This is a genomic window from Bacillus sp. NTK071 (assembly GCF_017303315.1).
Classification (GTDB): domain Bacteria; phylum Bacillota; class Bacilli; order Bacillales; family Guptibacillaceae; genus Guptibacillus.
The window spans coordinates 187,495-207,871 of the sequence record NZ_JAFKOI010000003.1; the positions used below are offsets into that span (position 1 = coordinate 187,495).

General features: G+C 41.6%; 18 protein-coding genes. 8 read left to right on the forward strand and 10 right to left on the reverse strand.

What is annotated here, in order from left to right:
* Positions 1–11: 11 nt before the first annotated feature.
* Positions 12–983, reverse strand: a complete 972-nt coding sequence (locus JI666_RS08630) for a Gfo/Idh/MocA family protein (protein WP_286170671.1) — start codon at positions 981–983, stop codon at positions 12–14.
* A gap of 172 nt (positions 984–1,155) precedes the next feature.
* Here JI666_RS08630 and JI666_RS08635 point away from each other — a divergent pair, with 172 nt between their 5' ends.
* Complete coding sequence (locus JI666_RS08635) at positions 1,156–1,641, forward strand: CarD family transcriptional regulator (protein WP_048311180.1); 486 nt, start codon at positions 1,156–1,158, stop codon at positions 1,639–1,641.
* Between the two features lie 98 nt (positions 1,642–1,739).
* On the opposite strand, the gene gntK is transcribed toward JI666_RS08635, so the two are convergent.
* The 3 genes from gntK to gnd form a co-directional block, all read right to left on the reverse strand.
* The gene (gntK, locus tag JI666_RS08640; protein ID WP_206891001.1) at positions 1,740–3,281 is read right to left on the reverse strand and encodes a gluconokinase; all 1,542 of its coding nucleotides are present in this window, start codon (positions 3,279–3,281) and stop codon (positions 1,740–1,742) included.
* Positions 3,282–3,361: 80 nt separating this feature from the next.
* Complete coding sequence (locus JI666_RS08645) at positions 3,362–4,705, reverse strand: GntP family permease (RefSeq protein ID WP_206890808.1); 1,344 nt, start codon at positions 4,703–4,705, stop codon at positions 3,362–3,364.
* A 12-nt stretch (positions 4,706–4,717) separates the two neighbouring features.
* A complete protein-coding gene (gene gnd, locus JI666_RS08650; RefSeq protein ID WP_206890815.1) occupies positions 4,718–5,617 on the reverse strand; it encodes a phosphogluconate dehydrogenase (NAD(+)-dependent, decarboxylating) in 900 nt (299 codons plus the stop codon).
* 155 nt (positions 5,618–5,772) lie between these two features.
* On the opposite strand from gnd, the gene JI666_RS08655 reads away from it, so the two are divergent.
* On the forward strand, positions 5,773–6,630 hold the full coding sequence (locus JI666_RS08655; RefSeq protein WP_206890816.1) for a MurR/RpiR family transcriptional regulator: 858 nt from the start codon (positions 5,773–5,775) through the stop codon (positions 6,628–6,630).
* 171 nt (positions 6,631–6,801) lie between these two features.
* Positions 6,802–7,920, forward strand: a complete 1,119-nt coding sequence (locus JI666_RS08660) for an NADH-dependent flavin oxidoreductase (RefSeq protein WP_206890818.1) — start codon at positions 6,802–6,804, stop codon at positions 7,918–7,920.
* A gap of 35 nt (positions 7,921–7,955) precedes the next feature.
* Here JI666_RS08660 and JI666_RS08665 read toward each other — a convergent pair whose 3' ends face one another.
* The 3 genes from JI666_RS08665 to JI666_RS08675 all read right to left on the reverse strand — a co-directional run bounded on the left by JI666_RS08665 (position 7,956) and on the right by JI666_RS08675 (position 11,322).
* On the reverse strand, positions 7,956–8,267 hold the full coding sequence (locus JI666_RS08665; protein ID WP_286170692.1) for a DUF1330 domain-containing protein: 312 nt from the start codon (positions 8,265–8,267) through the stop codon (positions 7,956–7,958).
* The gene (locus JI666_RS08670; RefSeq protein WP_206890828.1) at positions 8,245–10,518 is read right to left on the reverse strand and encodes a molybdopterin-dependent oxidoreductase; all 2,274 of its coding nucleotides are present in this window, start codon (positions 10,516–10,518) and stop codon (positions 8,245–8,247) included. The genes JI666_RS08665 and JI666_RS08670 overlap by 23 nt, the downstream gene beginning before the upstream one ends.
* 108 nt (positions 10,519–10,626) lie before the next feature.
* Positions 10,627–11,322 (reverse strand): helix-turn-helix transcriptional regulator, encoded by a 696-nt coding sequence (locus tag JI666_RS08675; RefSeq protein ID WP_206890831.1) that lies wholly within the window; start codon positions 11,320–11,322, stop codon positions 10,627–10,629.
* A 135-nt stretch (positions 11,323–11,457) separates the two neighbouring features.
* Here JI666_RS08675 and JI666_RS08680 point away from each other — a divergent pair, with 135 nt between their 5' ends.
* The 3 genes from JI666_RS08680 to JI666_RS08690 are packed head-to-tail and all read left to right on the forward strand — an operon-like array spanning position 11,458 to position 15,126.
* Positions 11,458–12,348, forward strand: a complete 891-nt coding sequence (locus tag JI666_RS08680) for a R2-like ligand-binding oxidase (RefSeq protein WP_206890832.1) — start codon at positions 11,458–11,460, stop codon at positions 12,346–12,348.
* Between the two features lie 19 nt (positions 12,349–12,367).
* Complete coding sequence (locus JI666_RS08685; protein ID WP_206890833.1) at positions 12,368–13,894, forward strand: aldehyde dehydrogenase family protein; 1,527 nt, start codon at positions 12,368–12,370, stop codon at positions 13,892–13,894.
* 17 nt (positions 13,895–13,911) lie between these two features.
* Positions 13,912–15,126, forward strand: coding sequence for an iron-containing alcohol dehydrogenase (locus tag JI666_RS08690; RefSeq protein ID WP_206890834.1), 1,215 nt, complete (start codon positions 13,912–13,914; stop codon positions 15,124–15,126).
* 43 nt (positions 15,127–15,169) lie between these two features.
* On the opposite strand, the gene JI666_RS08695 is transcribed toward JI666_RS08690, so the two are convergent.
* Both JI666_RS08695 and JI666_RS08700 read right to left on the reverse strand, forming a co-directional pair.
* Positions 15,170–15,787: an NAD(P)-dependent oxidoreductase gene (locus JI666_RS08695; RefSeq protein ID WP_206890835.1), complete on the reverse strand. Its 618-nt coding sequence runs from the start codon at positions 15,785–15,787 to the stop codon at positions 15,170–15,172.
* 55 nt (positions 15,788–15,842) lie between these two features.
* The gene (locus JI666_RS08700; protein ID WP_206890836.1) at positions 15,843–17,039 is read right to left on the reverse strand and encodes a class I SAM-dependent rRNA methyltransferase; all 1,197 of its coding nucleotides are present in this window, start codon (positions 17,037–17,039) and stop codon (positions 15,843–15,845) included.
* Between the two features lie 123 nt (positions 17,040–17,162).
* Between JI666_RS08700 and JI666_RS21650 the strand changes: the two genes are divergently transcribed.
* Complete coding sequence (locus JI666_RS21650) at positions 17,163–17,288, forward strand: hypothetical protein (protein ID WP_286170675.1); 126 nt, start codon at positions 17,163–17,165, stop codon at positions 17,286–17,288.
* Between the two features lie 88 nt (positions 17,289–17,376).
* Positions 17,377–18,708 (forward strand): MFS transporter, encoded by a 1,332-nt coding sequence (locus JI666_RS08705; protein WP_206890837.1) that lies wholly within the window; start codon positions 17,377–17,379, stop codon positions 18,706–18,708.
* 76 nt (positions 18,709–18,784) lie between these two features.
* On the opposite strand, the gene JI666_RS08710 is transcribed toward JI666_RS08705, so the two are convergent.
* Positions 18,785–20,296 (reverse strand): RQC-minor-2 family DNA-binding protein, encoded by a 1,512-nt coding sequence (locus JI666_RS08710; protein WP_206890839.1) that lies wholly within the window; start codon positions 20,294–20,296, stop codon positions 18,785–18,787.
* Positions 20,297–20,377: the final 81 nt, after the last annotated feature.

Consider the following 20,377-nt stretch of genomic DNA (forward strand, 5'->3'; position numbering starts at 1 on the left):
TGTAGAATGGCTTATCTCCCGCCAATTTCCACTTCACGTTTTTGATTTTCAGCGAGGTAAGCTGCCTCCATAAGAACGGTTAAATCGAGCGCAAGTGCATTATTTTCATCTGTTCCTTGATCTCGTTGAATATGTTCGACCCACTGTGCAAATGGCGAAGGACGATCTGATGGAATAGCAACTTCTTCCCACTGACTTCCGACTTTTTTGAGAAGGATTTCATCAGGAAATCCGTATAAAGCTGTACCCTTCGTTCCATGTATCTCTATCGTAAAAGGGGAATGTGCTGTTACAAACCCTGTTTCTGCAATACCATAAGAACCGTTGTTGTAACCAAAAGTGACCACAGCTTGATCCTCAACAGCTTTTTCCGTTACGTAACCGAATTGTGTTGTGACACGGTTTGGCATGCCTTGGAACAACCTTGTTAAGTAGACTGGATGACATCCCAGATCAATAAGTGCTCCACCCTGACACTCCTCTTTATGATAGAAATGTTGTGGAAGCCAGTCTGCTGTAGCCCCATTGTGAGCAAGACGGATTCGCGTTTGTGTAATATCACCAAGCTGCCCTGAATGGATCAGCTCTTGAATGGCTTCGGTGTAACCATCATACACACGAGGCAACGAGACAAATAATTTAACACCTGCTTCTTTAACAGCTCCTAGAATTTCAAGTGCTTCTTCCTCTGTTGCAGCAAGCACTTTTTCAGTAAAGATATGTTTACCAGCCCTTGCAGCTTTAATCATAATTTCTTTATGGGTGTTTGTTGGTGAATCGACAACGACCGCATCGATTTCTTCCATTCCAAGCAGATCATCAAGCTCACTTATGTACTCTACCTGACGAAGTTCAGCTTCTTCCCTTCCACGGTTCTCATCTTCATCCCAGATCGCCTTAATAGAAGTGTCAGGGTGCAACTCCGCTTCGTTCGCATAATCTTTTGCATGAACATGCCAGAAACTAATCATTCCAAGATTCATTTGTAACCGCCTCCAATACTGTTATCAATACTCTTTTCCTATTATTGTAATAGAGGTTGCATGAAGCAATCAAACTTGTGAACCTAATGTAAAAAATGTTTAATTCGTACAAATTAAAGGTTTATGTTATAATAGGAGATGTGCTATAATTTATAAATTTGGGGGTGGGCGCTTGTTTGAAGTAGGCGATAAAATATTTTATCCCATGTACGGTGCGGGTATAGTTGAAGCAATCGAGGAAAAGGAAATACTGGGCGAAACACAGCTCTATTATATTCTTAATATGCCTTTTCGAGATATTCAAGTGATGATTCCAAAAGGTAAAACGGAAAACTTGAAAATCCGTGAAGTATCGGATGCAAGCACGATGGACCAAGTTCTTACTTCTTTCAATGAAGAAGTTGAAGTTGAAGAGCCCAGTGCAAATAGAAACCAGCGTTATCGGGATAATATGAACAAGCTTAAAACTGGAGACATTCACAATCATGTGGAAGTAATCCGTGAGCTCGTTGCCCTAAACAAGAAACGACCTCTAGGAACAGATGATAAAAAACTACTGGAGAATGCGCAGCAGTTTCTCATAAGTGAAATTGTTCTAACGAAAGATGTTGAGTTAGATCAAGCTACAGTTATTCTAAAAGAAGCCATTAAACATTAATGATTGCATAACAAAGACAGCCCAATGCGGACTGTCTTTTTTGTTGTTCATTTTGAAAGCCTCCAGTGCCTGCCGGGTTTGAACGGGGCACATTCGCTTTACTTTGTTCCATTTTGAAATTTTGCTATTTCTGTGTATTCTTCGGTTAGTTTTCTTGAAATTCTGATGTAGATTGGTAGTAGTTCTGAGTAGATTTGGACGTTTTCTTGGTTTGGTTGGTGGCTGTGGGTGTCTCCAACTAGATCAGATACGATATTCAGGGAATCAATTTCGCCGAGTGCTTTCATGCCGAGAACGATTGCGCCGAGGCATGAGCTTTCATAGCTTTCGGGAACGGTTACTTCTTGATTAAAGATATCCGCCATCATTTGACGCCAAAGAGCTGAGCGTGCAAAACCACCTGTTGCTTTGATTTGTTTTGGTACACCTATGAGTTCTTCAAGAGCTAGAAGAACGCTGTATAGATTGTAAATAACGCCTTCGAGTACAGAACGAATCATATGCTCTTTTTTATGATTCATGGCAAGACCAAAGAAGCTTCCACGTGCATCTGCGTTCCAAAGCGGTGCCCGCTCCCCAGCAAGGTAAGGGTGAAAAATAAGACCGTCAGAGCCTGGATTTACCTGCTCTGCGATTCTTGTAAGAATTTCGTACGTATCAATGCCAAGTCGTTTGGCCGTTTCTGTTTCAGCTGCAGCAAACTGATCTCGTACCCACCGGAACGTAATTCCACCGTTATTCACAGGACCGCCAATGACCCACTTGTCCTCTGTAAGGGCATAGCAAAAGATACGACCTTTTGGATCTGTCACTGGTCGGTCTGTAACGGCTCTGATTGCGCCACTTGTTCCGATTGTGACAGCTACCACACCTGGTTCAATGGCATTAACACCAAGATTGGAAAGAACCCCGTCACTTGCTCCAAGGATGAATTTCGTTGATTCATTTAGACCGGTTTCTTCACAATAAGGCTCTTTTAAGCCTTTAACGATATGAGTTGTTGAAACTGGCTTCGATAGGTGATCTGCTGATACACCTGCTACCTCAAGTGCTTTATCATCCCAATCCAGCTGTTCGAGATTAAATAGACCCGTTGCTGAAGCGATTGAATAATCAACAACATACTCTTCAAAGAAGCGATAGAAAACATACTCCTTAATCGAGATGAATTTTGTCGTTGCTTGGAATAGATCCGTTTCTTCGTTTTTCAACCAAACGAGCTTAGAAAGTGGCGACATGGGATGAATCGGTGTCCCTGTTCGAAGATAGATCTCATGTCCATCCATCTCATTTTTAATTTTCTCTGCCCATTTTGCACTTCGATTGTCTGCCCACGTAATACATTTTGTTATCGGCTTACCCGCGCCATCCACAGCAATCAAACTATGCATTGCTGAGCTGAATGAAACGAATTTTACCTGCTCCGCTTTTAATTGATTATCTTGCATCACCGTTCGAATGGACTCCACAACGGCTAGTAGAATCTCTTCAGGATCTTGTTCAGCCGTTGCTGGTGTTGGTGTATATAACGGATATTCTACATTATGTTTTGATACTGGCTTACCATCCTCTTTATATAAAACAGCTTTCGTACTCGTTGTACCAATATCTACACCAATCATAAATCGGTCGTTGGTCATCATAAGGCATTCCTCCAATGTTTCATTATCATGAGCAAAAGAAGCGAACATCATGATGATGTTCGCATGTTATTCCTAGCTTAGCTGATGAAGAAGCTTAATACAAAGACGACTAAGAAACCAACCACACCTATTAACGTCTCCATTACCGTCCACGATTTTAAGGTATCTTTCTCATTCATTCCTAAGAATCTGTTAACAAGCCAGAATCCTGAATCGTTAACATGCGAAAGGACTGTTGCACCTGCAGCAATTGCAACGACCATTAGTCCAAGAACTGGTCCTTCCATTCCCATGCTCGTGATAAGAGGAGACATCAGACCTGCAGCTGTAACCATAGAAACAGTAGCCGACCCTTGCGCCACCCGAACAGCAGCAGCAATTAAGAATGCTAGTAAAATAGGCGGAAGTGCAGATGATGCCATTTTATCACCAAGTACTTCCCCAACGCCTGAATCAATTAGTACTTGTTTAAATACTCCACCGGCACCAGTTACTAGAATAATAATACCAGCTGGCTCAAGTGCTTTATTAGCAATACCCTGTACATCTTCCTTCGTATACCCACGCAATGTACCAAGTAGAATAAAGGCAAGAAGTGTTGCAATTGTTAAAGCAACGAATGGATGCCCCATAAAGGATAAGAATGCACGCCAAGGATTACCTTCATCAAGTAGAACATCTGATACCGTATTTGCTAGTATTAATACAAGGGGGATAAGAATAAGACTAGTAACTAATCCAAAACTAGGAAGCTCTTTGTCATATTCTTTCTGTTCAAGTTCCATGTAATCCGGAACCGTTACGTGAATCTTCTTTCCAATATATCGACCGAACAATGGCCCAGCGATAATCATTGCTGGAATACCAGCAAGTGAACCAAACAATATTACCCAACCAAGTTCCGCACCTATTAAATCAGCAACCGCAATCGGTCCTGGGGTTGGTGGAATAAAACTATGAGTTACAGCAAGACCGGCTAGAAGCGGAATCGCATAATGTAAAAGGGACTTCCCTGTCTTTTTTGCAAGACTATAAACGAGCGGTACAAGAATAATGAAACCAACATCAAAGAATACTGGAATGGCGACGATGAAACCTGTTAAACCAAGTGCCCATTGTGCTTTATCTTCACCGAATTTCTTAATCAATGTTTGAGCAAGGCGCTCTGCCCCACCAGACACTTCAAGCATTTGACCAAACATCGCACCTAGACCAACAACAACTGCTACGAAACCAAGCGTACCACCCATTCCGGCTGTTATTGATTCGATTACACCTTCAAGTGGCATACCAGCAGCAATACCAACTAGCAAACTGACAAGTAGTAAAGCAACGAAGGCGTGCAATTTTGTACGAATAACTAGAAATAAAAGGGCAAAAATAGCAAGCACTGCGATCAAAATTAACATGTTTCCTGACATATGATCTCCTCCTTAATTCGCTTTTTCTGTCGCATGACCACCGAATTCATTCCGAAGTGCTGCGACAACTTTTCCTGTGAATGTATCATCTTCAAGTGAGCGATAGCGCATCATAAGAGCTAGTGCAATAACAGGGGTAGCCGTTTGCAAATCAAGTGCTGTTTCGACAGTCCATTTTCCTTCCCCAGAAGAATTCATCACACCACGGATTTCATCAAGATTGGCATCTTTCGAAAAAGCCTGCTCTGTTAGTTCCATTAACCAAGAACGAATGACTGATCCATTGTTCCAGACGCGTGCCACTTTCTCATAATCAAAGTCGTATTCACTCTTACTTAGAAGATCAAAACCTTCTGCAATAGACTGCATCATGCCATATTCTACGCCATTATGTACCATCTTAAGGAAGTGACCACTTCCCGAAGGACCAGCATAAAGGTAACCGCTTTCAACGCAAATATCTTTAAAGAGTGGTTCAATCGTTTCAAAAGTAATAGCGTCTCCACCAATCATTGTACATGCACCATTACGAGCTCCAGATTTCCCTCCACTTGTTCCTACATCAAAGAAAGAGATGTTCCGTTCAGAAAGCTTTATAGCTCTATTTTTCGAATCGTTATAATGTGAATTACCACCATCTATAACAATGTCACCGCTTTCAAGAAGTTCCGAAAGCTCATTTGTCACTGCTTCAGTTATGTCTCCTGCAGGAACCATCATCCAAAGGATTCTTGGTGATTCTAGTTCATCAACAACCTCTTTAAGTGTAGATTTCCCATTAAAACCTTCGTCCTTCATTTTCTGAACCTGTTCATCATCTGCATCATGTACAACAACTTGATGGTTATGATCACGTAAATTCAATGCTAGATTGTAACCCATTTTCCCAAGACCAATTAAACCAACATTCATATTAAAAACTCCTTACCCAGAAGAAATATTTTTTCTTATAACGCAATTATACATTAAATATTTTTCATTACAAGCGCTTTCACGAAATCTATTTTCATCTTGTTTGTAATCGGTTACAATATTACAATCAGAGTTGATAGAGAGGAGTAATATCTATGTCCGACAACGAAACGCGTCACTGCTTGCCTAGAATCCGCTCATCATACTCACAATTTAGTGAGAAAGAGCGTCAGGTTGCGGATTACATTCTTAATCATTCGAACAAAATCATTCATAGCACGATTAACCAGGTAGCTGATGATCTGAATGTCGCTGACGCTACAGTCTTTCGCTTCTGTAAGCGAATAGGGTTTAAGGGTTTCCAGGCGATGAAAATTGCTCTCGCTGCTGAAATTGTAAATCCCATTCAAGATATTCATGAGACCATTTCTGAATCTGATTCATCAAAAGAGATTGCTGAGAAGGTTCTTCGTTCAAATATTCGAACCCTTGAGGATACATATCATATTCTTAATAACCAAACTATTGAACAGGCAGTGCAAGCATTATTAGAGGCCAATCGAATTGAATTCTATGGCAACGGTGGCTCAGGTATTATTGCAATGGACGCTCAACATAAGTTTATTCGAACAGGCCTACGAACGACGGCATACAGTGATGCACACTTGCAAATCATGTCAGCTTCACAATTATCAAGTGAGGATGTAGCCGTGCTTATCTCACACTCTGGAACGAATAAGGATATGTTACGCGTTGCGGACATCGCAAGAGAAACTGGTGCAACCACGATCGGCATTACAAATCTTGCAACATCACCATTAAGTAAGAAAGTTGACATCCCTCTCTACACTGTTTCACAAGAAACAGAATTTCGTTCGGAGGCGCTTGCTTCAAGAATTGCTCAATTAAGTCTGGTAGATGCGCTCTATGTGAACATAATGATCGCGAGGAAAGATCAATCGAAGAAATCCCTCCAACGCATGCGCGAAGCCATTTCTTCTAAACGAATTTAGAAATAGAAACATCAAAAATCCGCCCAGGCGGATTTTTTTGATGCCAATAACCTCTATCAAGTTTCCCACCTAACGTATAAACTAAGCAGGCATTTTATAAGACATAAAAAGGACTCCCATGCTAAACTGTAAGAGTTCTAATTACAGTAAGTGTATTGAAGGAGGATCACAATGTCTACTAATCTAAAAATGCTACAGCCTTATACTCTCCCTTCTGGTGTAGAACTTAAAAACAGAATCATGCTCGCACCTATGACCAATTTTTTATCCAATGATGATGGAACAGTATCGGATAAGGAACTTGCCTATTACAAAGAGCGTTCCGGTGGTGTTGGTACAGTTATAACAGCTTGCGCAAATGTTCTCCCACATGGTAAAGGATTTGCTGGTGAAATTGGAGCCTACCGCGACGAACAGATTCCTGGACTAAAGAAACTGGCTGATACGATACATGCTGAAGGCGCTAGAGCGATACTACAAATTTTCCACGGAGGAAGAATGTGCCCTCCAGAGCTTGTTCCAAATCAAGAAATTCTTAGTGCAAGTGCTATTCCAGCTGAACGAGAAGGTTCAAAAACACCACGCGCTATGACGGAACAAGAGATTCAAGATACTATTGTTGCATTCGGAGAAGCTACAAGACGTGCCATCGAAGCTGGATATGACGGTATTGAACTTCACGGAGCGAATACGTATTTGCTTCAACAATTCTTCTCTCCCCACTCTAATCGTAGAGAAGACGCTTGGGGTGGAAGTCTTGAGAATCGCATGAAGTTTCCACTTGCTGTTATTGAATCTGCACAAGCTGCCGTTAAAAAACATGCAGACGAATCATTTATAGTAGGTTACCGCGTCTCTCCTGAAGAACGCGAAAACCCTGGTATTACGATGGATGACACTCTTCAGCTTGTTGATGAACTTGCAAAGCGTAACTTGGATTATGTTCACGTATCACTTTCTGATTTCTATCAGGGATCAATGCGTGAAGAAGATACAACTCCTCGTATGGAATTGATTAAGGAGCGAATCGGTCACCTCGTACCTGTTATCGGTGTTGGATCTCTGCACACACCTGATGAAGTTGAAAAAGCGCTCGAAACCGGCGTTCCTCTTATTGCACTTGGACGCGAAATGATTATGGAGCCCCGCTGGGTCGAGAAAGTGCAGAATGGCGATACAGAAAGCATCCGCACAACCTTAAAAAAAGGAACTCAAGATGAACTTGTTGTACCTGAACCACTCTGGAGTACCATTTTCAGCGTACCTGGTTGGTTTCCTATTGAAGATTAATTAGAAAAGCCTCCGCATCACTGCGGAGGCTTTTTCTATTTCAATACTGGTCTTAGATCATCAATCTTCTCAAACAGGTGCCAGACAAAATCATCAACACCAAGTTCACGATGTGGATGTAAGTCTTCAAGGTCCGGATCATTAACATACTGATAGATGCCTTTTTTCGATTGCCACTCCACAAGCATCATAACTTGTCTTGGTGCGATATCTCCTTCAGGGGAGGAATCAAGCTTACCTATAGCAATAACTTTGCCCCCGTATTTACGAACAGGTTCTTCAGCTCTTCTCGCATACTCTGCATACTCTTCTCCATCCTTCACGTTAAACAAATTCAGAGCGTACATTGCCACGTTCATTCCTCCCTTGATTTACCTTTCTCACAGCAATCGGAATACCGTTTAGCACCGCCGTTCCTGACACAGCATCCAACCTTTTTTCATAACTTAAAAGATTTGTATTTACCCCTTCGTTCTGTCCGGCAACTTCCATTTTCGTTCCTTTCAACCCATGTCCATAACCATGTGGGATACTTGCTACACCCTGCATAATATCGTCCGTAATCTCGACCGTTACTTGAAGTCTACCTGCTTCAGACTCTACTTCTGCCATACCACCATCCACTAAATTAAACCTTTTTGCATCATTAGGATGAAGCAACATCGTACAACGGTTCTTTCCTTTCATTAAGACAGGAAGATTATGCAACCATGAATTATTAGATCGTAAATGTCGTCTGCCTATTAACATCATATTTGGCTGGTCACCTATTTCATCCTTCAGTCTCTTCACATCGTTTACAATTAGTTCAGGTGCTAGCTCAATTTTCCCTGTATGTGTTAAAAGGATTTCAGGAATTCTTGACTGCAACGGACCAAGATCTAGCCCATGTGGGTACTGTTCTAGTTTTGAAAGACTCAAACCTTCTGCGTCCTCAAAATGATCACCATAAGGGCCCGTTCGGAGCATATAATCAAGCATTCGCTCAGGTCCTTTTCGACATTGAAGAGAGGACATGATTTCTTCAGGATTTCGTCCAAAGACCGGTGATTGGTCGTTCTTCACATCTTTATTAATTAGAAATTGAATCGCGGCATCGTCCAATTGCGTTACAGCATCTTCAGATGGCTCTTCATCTCCAATTAAGGAAGCAAGCCTCAAAAGAATCTCCCACTCATCAAGCTGCCCTTCTTTCTTCTCGAATACTGGGCTTGAATAATGTGAAATATTTCTCACTGAAAGCTGATAGAATGAGAGATCATAATGAGATCGCTCAAGTGGTGAAGGGGCTGGTAGAATCACATTTGCATGGCGAGTCGTTTCATTTAAATAACAGTCTACACTCACCATAAAATCAAGATTTTTTGCTGCATCTTCTAAACGTTTACTATTCGGTGTAGATAACATCGGATTACCAGCAACGGTTACAAAGGCGCGCACCTGTCCCTCTCCAGGCGTATCCATCTCTTCTGCTAGACATGCTACGGGAAGCTCACCAAGAACCTCTGGCATTTCGCTCACTCTACTTTTAAACCGCCCAAATCGATACCCTTTCTTTCTAGACGTTTTCCCTCCAGCTGCTGGTGTTGTGAACATCACACCACCCTCATGATCGAGGTTGCCCGTAACGAAATTAATAACGTCTATGAGCCAGCTATTAATTGTCCCGAATGATTGTGTACAAGTTCCCATACGACCGTAGACTGCAGCACAAGAGGCAGAAGAAATTTCTCTCGCGATCATACGAATCGCTTCAGAATCAATGCCGCATACGCTCGCCATTTTCTCAGGTGAAAATTCCTTTGCTAGCTCTTTCACTTCTTTCAAACCATTAACATGATCAGCAAGATAATTATCCTTCGTCAATCTCTCGTCAAATAAGGTGTAGAGTAAACTAAATAGAAAATAAGCATCTTTTCCAGGCTTAATGAAGTGATGATCATCTGCCATTTTTGCTGTAGCTGTGCGAACTGGATCAACAACGACAAGACGGCCACCGCGTTTCTTTAAATCTTGAAGTCTCCCTCTCATATTAGGTCCTGTCATTAAGCTACCGTTCGAAACAACTGGATTCGCTCCAATACAGAGAAAATACTGCGTTCGGTCGACATCAGGAATTGGAATACTAAAGTCACCGCCATACATCAACTCAGCTGCTAACTGTTTAGGGATTTGATCTACCGTACTTGCTGAGTATTGATTTCGACTGCCAAGCGCCCTTAGAAAAATTGGCAAATAGAGCATGCCAGATAAATTATGAACGTTTGGATTACCAAGGTAAACGGCTACCGCATCTTTCCCATACGCTTCAATCACACCACGAAGACCTTTTCGAACTTCCTTAAATGCCTCTTCAAAACTAACAGTAAACCACTCTCCCCCCTTCCGAATCATCGGCTCTCGGATTCGGTCAGGATCATGGTGAAGTTCTTTTAAGCTAAACCCTTTTGGACATAGATACCCCTTACTAAACGGATCATTTTTATCTCCTTCAATGTGCGTAACTTCGCCATTAACCGTATGAATTTCGAGCCCACAAGTTGCTTCACATAGCGGACACGTTCGGTAGTGAATGCTTTCCGTATCATCGTTTTTCATGTTATCCCTCCTTCTTTTTGCATAAATACCAACCAGTCAGTATTTTAATTTTACTGAAAATTTTGTTTTTATACAAGTGCTTTTAAACTTAGACATCATTGTAATGGATTAGTGAATCCACTTCTCTCTTAATGCATTCGCTACTGCCTCAGCCCGATTGTTTGCATCTAATTTACGAATCGCTGAGGTAATATAATCCCTTGCTGTAAAATCACTAATATGCAAAATTCGGGCAATTTCTTTCGTGCTTTTGCCATTTGCAGCATGCTGAATAACCTCTGTTTCTCGAGGACTTAACGGGTTTTTGGATAGTGAGGTAATTGGAAGCATAAAGCCTAGTGCTTGACGGAAATAAACCATCACGTCATCAATTAGTCCTTGATGAATTGTAATTCCTTCCTCTTTCTCATCAATAAGGACACAGCCAATGGCAATACGTTCAATGCTTAAAGGAATAATGAGTACGGATGTTAAATTATAAGCTTCGATATATTCTTCGGGGAAAAGCTGATGATGTTGATCCATCATCAACAGAGCAGGTTTATTAGTAAGTAGTGCGCGTTGAATCGGTGGAATGCGCCGTATATCCTCTCGTATTGCATTCATAGAAAATACGCCGCTACGGTCCACACGGAGAACACCTTCTCCAATGCCCGTAAAATAAGAAAAAGTAAAGATACTTGCACGTCTGAAAGGAAAGTGAGAAAGACACTTTTGGAGCATTAGTTCACAACGATGGATTGGGTCTTTCGTTTCCAGTAACTGATGAAAAGATCGCATCCACGTTTCTTCATGCATCGACATGATTCACCCCTATCTTTTCAGGAATCGAATGTTCAGACATAAATCGTTAAACTAAATATGTAAGCGCTTTCTATGATAGCCCTTTTATTATAGAAGCTGATGGATTAAATCGCAAGCAATGAAAGGTGGTCTTATATGAGGAGAGAAATGATAACGACAAGTGAGCGCGGACTTCAAGAAGACTCGCTTCCATTTCGACTGTATCAAAAAGCCAAGAAGTTTGGAGGATGGGATCCAAAAGAGATTGATTTCACACAGGATGTGAAAGACTGGCAGTTTCTATCAGGAGCTCAGCAAGAAGAGATCCTTAGGCTAGTTTCGCAATTTCAAGCTGGTGAAGAAGCCGTAACACTTGATCTCCTACCACTCATTATGGTGATTGCAAAAGAAGGCAGAATTGAAGAAGAGATGTATCTAACGACTTTTCTATTTGAAGAAGCTAAGCATACTGAGTTTTTCAGACTTTTCCTTAACGAAATTGGTCAAAAAGACGATCTCTCACGTTATCATTCTGACACATATCAGAAAATTTTCTATCATATTCTGCCTAAAGCAATGGGCAAGCTCGAACACGATCATTCAAGGGAAGCACTTGCTGAAGCATCGACTATTTACAATATGTTTGTTGAAGGTGTTCTTGCTGAAACAGGCTACTTTTCTTTCTATGAATCACTAGAACAAGCACAAATAATGCCAGGTTTAATGAAAGGTGTTGGTCTGCTTAAAAGAGATGAATCACGTCATATCGGCTATGGAACCTTTTTGCTGCAGCGATTGATTGCAGAGAAACCACCTCTATTTGATCTCGTACAGAACAAAATGAATGAACTTGCTCCACTTGCCCAACAGTTAACTCAGGAAGGAATGGGTGGAAAAGCTCAAAATGCGTTTGGAAACACATTGGATGCAACGATGGCCTTTTCTATGAAACAGTTATCCGTTCGTATGGATATCCTTGCACGTGCAAAAGGCAAAAGCGTAAAAGATATTCAAAAAACGCTTGAAGCTGATGTCGGCGTCATTTAAAGCAAAAGGAGGATAAATAATGTCAGTTAACGGAGATATCAAGTCATATCCGCTTTTCATTAACGGTGAATGGACCGCCTCAGAAGCTAAACGTACATTCGATGTCGTCAATCCAGCGAATGGAGAGCTTGTTGCAAAGGTAGCAAGCGGAACAGAGAAGGATGTCGACCGCGCTGTGGAAGCCGCAGCTGCTGCATTTGAACAGGATGAATGGCGAGAAATGCCACCGAAAGAGCGTTCGAAAATCCTTTATGGGATTGCACAAAAGATCATGGAAAATGCCGAAGAGCTCGTGGGATTAGAAGCGATCTCATCAGGCGGAACAGTTCGAAGACTTGGCTCAAATGATGTTCTTCAGATGGTTGATTTATTCCAAACGCTCGGTAAATTTGTACTGGATTACACCTATTCTGAAACTCTCCCTTCTCCACCGTTTCCTGGACCCTCACACAATTTCATCTGGCGTGAACCAATCGGTGTATGTGCAGCCATTACGCCATGGAATATGCCGATGTTAATCGCTACGTGGAAGATTGCACCTGCGCTAGCAATGGGTAATACGATCGTTATTAAACCAGCAAGCTACACACCGCTCACAACTCTAAAGCTCGCTGAAATCATTTCTGAAGTTGTACCACCTGGTGTTATTAATGTGGTTACAGGAAGCGGTAAAGAAGTAGGTGAAGCGCTCGCCACTCATCCGAAAGTCGATAAAATTGCCTTTACTGGTTCAACTGAAGTAGGTCGCCACATTATGAGTCTCGCTTCTAAAACGATTAAAAACACGACACTTGAGCTTGGAGGTAAATCACCATCGATTTTACTAGAAGATGCAGATCTCTCACTAGCGCTTCCTGGAAGCTTATTCGGAGTCTTCCTCCATTCTGGACAACTCTGTGAATCTGGCACAAGATTATTTGTTCCAGATAAAATCTATGATCAGGTTATAGATGGATTAAAAGAGCTTTCAGAGAAGCTTGTTCTAGGTAATCCGCTTAATCCCGCTACTGATATGGGACCAGTAATCTCAGAGACTCAAGAAGAATCGATTTTATCTTATATCGAAAAAGGAAAGCAAGAAGGCGCTCGCCTCGTGTGCGGTGGACATGTAGTGAAAGTTGAAGGTTGTGAGAAAGGACATTTTATTGCTCCAACAATTTTTGCAGATGTGACAAACGATATGACAATAGCAAGAGAAGAAATCTTTGGACCTGTTTTATCTGTCATCCGCTATAGCGAAGTTGAAGATGCGATACGAATGGCTAACGATACCATTTACGGGCTTGCTGCAGGCGTATGGACGGCAGACGTTAATAAAGCATATAAAGTCGTTCGCAAACTGCGCGCTGGCGTTGTTTGGATCAATGACTGGCATATGCTTCGAAACGATGCTCCTTTCGGTGGATATAAGCAAAGCGGCATTGGTAGAGAGATGGGCAAACACTCACTTGATGCCTATACACAAATCAAGCATGTTCATACGTCGATGGTTCCAGACGTGGAACGTAGAACTTGGTACAGTCTTCTTCTTTCAAACCAATCTTAAAAATGGAGGTGAGCAGTATGTCATTAACTTATTCTCAAGTCATGCTTCGAACTGCAATTCATAGTGGTGCAGGAACTCGCGCGCTAGTACCTGATTTATTTAGGGGACTTCAATCGAAGCGAGTAGTCCTTTTTAGTGATCGTGGTCTTGAGCAGGCCGGAATTGTCGAGAAAATTAAAGAGATCTTTGCCTTAACACCGCATGGGACAGGACCAGAACTTGCAGGAGTATACCTAGATATTAAACAGGATGCAGGCAGTAAAGACGTGAATGCAGCGCTACGATACGCACGAGAAATAAGTGCTGACGGTCTACTTGCAGTTGGTGGTGGAAGCGTTATGGACACAGTAAAAGGAGTCAAATACTGTCTTCATCATGGCTTAACAGACATTAAAGAAGCCATTCCAGGCGGCCTACTCTATTTAACCTGGCCAGAAGCAAACTATATGCCGATCCCACATATCTCAATCCCAACAACAGCAGGAACGGGGTCAGAAGTTTCTCCTATTGCTGTTATTTATAACGAAGACATCAAAATGAAAACGAACATTATACATCCGTTCATTAATTCAGATATGGCTATTTTAGACCCTGAACTAACCACTGGTCTTCCGGCATCCATTACGGCATTCACCGGGTATGATGCGCTTACCCACGCTATCGAAGCACTCGCCTCACCAACAGCGACAGCATTGACCGATGCCTATGCGCTACATGCGATTCGACTAATCGAAACCCACCTTCCAACTGCAGTGAAGCAGGGACACAATTTAACTGCAAGAATGGAGATGCTACAGGCGAGCATGATGGGAATTACCGCCTTTAGTTTTGCACTTAATGCGATTCCAGTACACAACTTTGCCCATGCATATGGCGCGCTTTTCCGCATCCCACATGGCCTTGCAAATGCTGTTTTCCTTCCTGTCATCATCGAAATGATTCCAGATTTGTATTTGCCGAAAGTACAAGAGCTCGCCCAAGCGTTGAACCTAGAAACGAAAGGAAAAGAAAAAGAGACATTATTACAGGACGTTATCCAAAAAATTAAGTACATGCAGCAAGACATCGGCCTTCCTGCAGACTTTAAGGAATATGACATAAAGAGTGAAGCTTTGGAAGCAACGATAACGGCTGTTAAAATGGATCCTGCCGCTCTTAACTTTCCACTTTCTCCTGAACTAATAAAAGCTGTAGGTGAACGAGTGATTCATGCTCAAAAAGTATCTGTATAACCATATAAAAAGAACCGTGAAGCGATCGCTTCATGGTTCTTTTTCAATTGGCGAGTCCGATTGATTGACGAATGTAGAGGTGCTCAGTAGCTGCTTTAAGCATAAAATCAGCTACGTCTTCTCTTGAAATTCGTCGCCCTCCCCTTGGAACGCCACTCGTTGCTTTGCGATAATCGCTTGTTCTTCCATCATTCGTTAACCCCATTGGACGAGCAACTGTCCAGTCTGTATCACTTGCAGCAAGGAGATCTGCCGCTCTTCGATGATCAGCAAGGACGTTTTTCAGCAGTTTTCCTGCAATGAAACCTGTAACACCAGGTATTTCTTTATTAATGCCTGCAGAAGCCATGTAGATGATCCGCTTCACATCGTGAATACTCATTGCATCGAGAATGTTCGCTGTCATCGTAGAAAGATCAGTCGTTTTTCCAAGACCATTCGCTCCAAGGCACGATATAACCGCATCAAATTCAGGGCGCATCACCTGTTTGACATCAGCCGCTTGCATCGCATCCCCTAGCTCAACGGAGAGGTTTTTGTGAGAAGTCTCAAGCTTAGAAGGTGTTCGAACAAAAGCTGTTACATGATGTCCGGCTGCGATTGCTTGTCTTACGAATGCATTCCCAGTGCCCCCTGAAGCCCCAAATACAATCAAATTCATTGTTACTACCTCCCCCTTTAGAACAATACATCGTTCCACTTTCGACTTTGAACATTTACTTTATTTTTTTAATGAAAACGACCTTTAAATAGTTGCCTTCACGGAATTCTTTAATCGTTCTAAAATCTTCCGGTAGTGTAAATTCCTCAAGCAACTTATACTTTCCGTTCGTCTCTTTAAAGGCCTGGTCAATAAATCCTTTAAATTTCTTCATGTCATAACCACTATAATTGGTTGAGGCAACAATAATCCCATCATCTTCCGTTATGGAAATAGCATCTTTTATAAGATCCTTATAATCTTTTGCCGCACTGAACGTATGCTTCTTGGAGCGGGCAAAGCTTGGTGGATCCAGAATAACCATGTCGAAGGAAAGGTTCTTTTTCACAGCGTACTTAAAGTATTTAAACACATCCATAACAAGAATGTTTTGTTCTTCATAATCAATTCCGTTCACGCTAAATTGTTCGATTGTTTTGTTCAGACTTCGATTCGCAAGATCGACACTGGTTGTTTTAGATGCGCCTCCCTTAACAGCAAAGACGGAAAAAGCCCCTGTGTAAGAGAAAGTATTCAAGACCGTTTTTCCGCTAGCGTATTGATCACGAATTAACTTACGAACAGGACGCTGATCAAGAAACACCCCAACCATAGCACCTTCGTTTAAATACACAGCAAAGTCCACACCATTCTCTTTAACGATTAAAGGAAATTCGCCCCGAACTCCTGTGACAAAGTCATCATCTTCAACATACTGACCCTTGGCGTCAAAACGCTTCTTCTCGTAGATCCCTTTAAAGTCCACAAGGCGCTTTAAAGCTTCAACGACGAAGCTTTTAAACGAATAGACGCCTTCACTGTACCAGTTAATTAAATAAAACCCGTCAAAATAATCAATTGTTAGACCACCTAGGCCGTCTCCTTCACCATTTACTACTCGAAAAGCGGTCGTATTTGCATCTTCAAAGAAGGAATTCCGGTAGTGAAGCGCTGTTTGAATCTTTCTTACAAAAAACTCCTGATCGATCGATTCGTTCTGTTGTTGAGTCAGAACCCAGCCATATCCTTTATTCTGTCTGCCGTAATATCCTTTCCCTATAAAACGTCCCTGCTCATCTTCAAGTTTAAGAATGGTCCCTTCCTCTTTTAGACGTTCGCTATTTACGATCGCTTCCTTAAAAATGAGGGGATATCCGTTCTCAAATTTCTTTTTGTGCTTCGAATGAATCTGCACGCTTAATTCGTTTGTCATCATGTCATCCTATCTGTTCATGTTTTTATTATGGTTGCATTATATCATGTTCAACAGCGTCTACCTAAAGGGATAAATCCATGTATCAAGCTAAAACTAATCATTAAAAGGTGGTGAGAATGCTTGAAAACAAAATCAGGCACGGATATTGAAGAAGTGAAACGCCGTAATGCTAACTCTGGGTTAACGTACAACCAAGCTAAAGAACAACTTGCCAGTCAGTTGAAAAAGAAAAAGGATACGCTTTAATAAGGACGTGAGATGAGACAGATGAAGCCCTTATCGTTTACAATAACCTGGTGCTTCATGATTCAAAAGTAGCATCAGGAGGTTTTTAATGAGCGACCAAAATACAACAAGCTATTTCCGAACGATACTTCTTCTTAGTGTTGCGGTATGGCTTGTTGTCATGAATACGACAATGTTTAACGTAGCACTTCCAAACGTCCTAATTGAATTCAATCTTAGTCCAGCAGACGGAGCATGGATTGTTTCAGGCTATTCGATTATCCTTGCAATCTTTACGATTACGTATACACGCCTGTCTGACTATCTTCCAATAAAAAGTTTATTAATAACTGGAATCACTATATTTGGGGTCGGTTCGGTACTCGGTTTCTTTTCCGAGAGCTTTCCATTACTACTTGCAGCAAGACTTCTACAAGCAACCGGAGCAGCCGCTATCCCTGGGTTATCAATGGTATTTGCGGGCCGGTTCATTCCACTAGAAAGACGAGGCAGAGCAATGGCTATGATTGCCTCCGCTTCCTCACTAGGCTTTGGACTTGGTCCAGTTGTTGGTGGCGTGGTGACTGAATACCTTGACTGGAATTACCTTTTTACCGTGACACTTTTTGTTGTCCTATTAATACCAGTTCTGTTTCGCCGTCTACCCGATGAGAAGATTCGAAAAGGAAGCTTAGACTTTATTGGCGCACTGTTAACAGGTGCAACAGTAACGAGTTTCCTGCTTTATATCTCAACATTTAATTGGATGTATCTAGCGCTTGGTATCATTGTAGGTGGTCTTCTCTGGCTACGAATTACTAAGACTGATGTTCCGTTTATTCAACCTGCACTATTTAAAAATAAAGAATATCGAATGCTGCTATATATGAGTTACCTTGGATTCACAACTCATTTTGCTATCTTATTGCTTATGCCACTTATGCTTCAAAATGTATACGAGAAAGGACCTTCCATCGTTGGATATATTATTTTCCCTGGTGCCATGCTTTCAGCCGTAGCCGCCATCTATGTCGGCAAACTTCTTGATCGATATGGCAATATGAAGGTCATTTACCTTGCACATGGGCTACTTCTCTTTTCAACAGTGGTCTTTTATTTCTTATCACCAGTGAATGAGTACATGATTATGGTTGGGTATATGTTCACAAGCTTTGGTTTCTCAAGCCTATCTTCTAGTACGACAAATGAAGTATCGCGTATCCTTCCTTCTGAACAAATTGGAACAGGAATTGGCATTAAGCAGCTCATCCAATTCGTCGGGAGTGCTTCCGGCTCAGTAGCTGGAGGTATACTACTTGAGCTAAACGGATTAACCTATAGCAAAGGGTCTTTCCAAATTACCTACTTGTTCTTATTTATTCTAATGGGACTCTCTTTAGCCATCATGTTCCTCTATGCTAAGACTAGGAAAAAAGAATAGCAAAGTAGAACCTCCCAGCTCGTTGAGCCGGTAGGTTCTACTATGACACCATTCGACATAAAGCGGGTGGTGCCTGTCACTCGCGAACAAGCTGATAGGCTTTGCGCGTGAGCTGATATCCTTTTGAAAGTTTAACTAGTATTTCATCTTTTTCAAGCTGTTTCATCACTTTCACAACATGCTTTTCTTCCCAATCTTCAAGCAGCCCAAAAGCATCGCTTTCATTCAAACCCTTCGCCCTAATGGCATTTGTAGCCTTACCAGTCAGAACTTTTATAACCACGTGTAATGGATCATTTTCATTCGATTCAACGAAGGCAATCAGCGACTTTACTTGCCCATAAGTCATCGCCTGTCCCTTGATCTCTACATAAACATCGTCATCGGTAAGATCCTTCTTTTGGAATGTTTTTAGTTGCTCAAGATAATGTCTAACATGTGCCACTTCGGTTTCATTTATCTCAGGTAGACTTTTCCTTGGCTTAAAAGGTTCGATTGTATCCGTAGTTACGTTTGCTAACCAGATTAGCGGTGATCCTACTCTCTTTTCAGGTAGAACCACATGACGAATTTGTTTATAAGTCGTAACGAGGTGTGGTTGTTCAATGGACGCAAGTTCCTCGTCAGATAAATGCGCTTCAAGTTTGAGCACCTCATCAAACAGAGATTTATACGGTTCAACCCGATTAATCAGATTAGCTAATTTTTCTATTTTCTCAACTAAAAGAGGCGTTTTATCTATCATTTCATTAAATTGGTGCTCAATCGTCACAATTCTTTTGCGCGCTCTTTCCATATCTACCTCTTCGTTAAGGTAGACGTTCTTTTCATTTACTTGATAATAAATCGAATACGCACATTCTTCACAATGATACTCAATCTGACCTTTAGAAGATTGAAAGATCATGTCTTTCTCATGATCACAGAAATCACCCCATAACCAACCAGAAGGGATTGAACGATAAGCTCTCAGCACAACTCCAACTCGATGGCGCCAGTAGGAAAGGTCTTCAGGCGTATTCAAGAGAGAGATAAGTGGGGAACGGTTCATCTTCTCTACCGCTTCAACCACCTCTCTCTTTTTTCTAGCCAATTGAATAAAAGGATGACGGTGAAAAGATTCCACGATCTCTTTTTCCCAATCACTACGGGATTTCAGTGCAATTTCTGCGCAAAATAAATAATCCTGAATCACTCGATCAAGATGTAGATCTAATTCTTCACTCGAAAGTTGGAGATACTGTTCAGAATAAGCGAGTTCATTGTGAATTGGTATTCCGTGCATGGATGAAAAGGAATTCCACAGTAGAAGTTCAGGCTTGATCAACTGTGGAAATAATTCATCTTCGCGATTCAGCGGAATTGGTAGAACCGCGTTGCTATCCTGGTTTAGGAACGTCTGCAACTTTCTTATTTCCTCCGAAGACAGCGCAGCAACTTTCCGCTTTACTTGTTCATGAACCCGGTGAATGATTCCTTTCTGCACTTTTTGTCCTAAGGTTCTAATTCGTTTGTTCTTCTTTCCCATTGGCACAAATGCAAACAAAGGGTAAGCTTCAAAATGATAGGCATGTTGTTCGACGCTCATAAGGCAAAACCCGCTTTCTGAATTCCATTAGGTTACCTTTCAGTATAAAGCGGGTGCTAGAAATGGAACAACTAATAAACT

Bases quoted from the DNA above. Each gene is read 5' to 3' on its own strand.
- JI666_RS08660 (WP_206890818.1), top strand. From the start codon at position 6,802: ATGTCTACTAATCTAAAAATGCTACAGCCTTATACTCTCCCTTCTGGT.
- JI666_RS08695 (WP_206890835.1), bottom strand. From the start codon at position 15,787: ATGAATTTGATTGTATTTGGGGCTTCAGGGGGCACTGGGAATGCATTC.
- JI666_RS08685 (WP_206890833.1), top strand. From the start codon at position 12,368: ATGTCAGTTAACGGAGATATCAAGTCATATCCGCTTTTCATTAACGGT.
- gntK (WP_206891001.1), bottom strand. From the start codon at position 3,281: ATGACCAACGACCGATTTATGATTGGTGTAGATATTGGTACAACGAGT.
- JI666_RS08690 (WP_206890834.1), top strand. From the start codon at position 13,912: ATGTCATTAACTTATTCTCAAGTCATGCTTCGAACTGCAATTCATAGT.
- JI666_RS08655 (WP_206890816.1), top strand. From the start codon at position 5,773: ATGTCCGACAACGAAACGCGTCACTGCTTGCCTAGAATCCGCTCATCA.
- JI666_RS08630 (WP_286170671.1), bottom strand. From the start codon at position 983: ATGAATCTTGGAATGATTAGTTTCTGGCATGTTCATGCAAAAGATTAT.
- JI666_RS08675 (WP_206890831.1), bottom strand. From the start codon at position 11,322: ATGTCGATGCATGAAGAAACGTGGATGCGATCTTTTCATCAGTTACTG.
- JI666_RS08705 (WP_206890837.1), top strand. From the start codon at position 17,377: ATGAGCGACCAAAATACAACAAGCTATTTCCGAACGATACTTCTTCTT.
- gnd (WP_206890815.1), bottom strand. From the start codon at position 5,617: ATGAATGTTGGTTTAATTGGTCTTGGGAAAATGGGTTACAATCTAGCA.
- JI666_RS08665 (WP_286170692.1), bottom strand. From the start codon at position 8,267: ATGTACGCTCTGAATTTGTTTAACGTGAAGGATGGAGAAGAGTATGCA.
- JI666_RS08680 (WP_206890832.1), top strand. From the start codon at position 11,458: ATGAGGAGAGAAATGATAACGACAAGTGAGCGCGGACTTCAAGAAGAC.
- JI666_RS08645 (WP_206890808.1), bottom strand. From the start codon at position 4,705: ATGTCAGGAAACATGTTAATTTTGATCGCAGTGCTTGCTATTTTTGCC.
- JI666_RS08670 (WP_206890828.1), bottom strand. From the start codon at position 10,518: ATGAAAAACGATGATACGGAAAGCATTCACTACCGAACGTGTCCGCTA.
- JI666_RS08710 (WP_206890839.1), bottom strand. From the start codon at position 20,296: ATGAGCGTCGAACAACATGCCTATCATTTTGAAGCTTACCCTTTGTTT.
- JI666_RS08700 (WP_206890836.1), bottom strand. From the start codon at position 17,039: ATGACAAACGAATTAAGCGTGCAGATTCATTCGAAGCACAAAAAGAAA.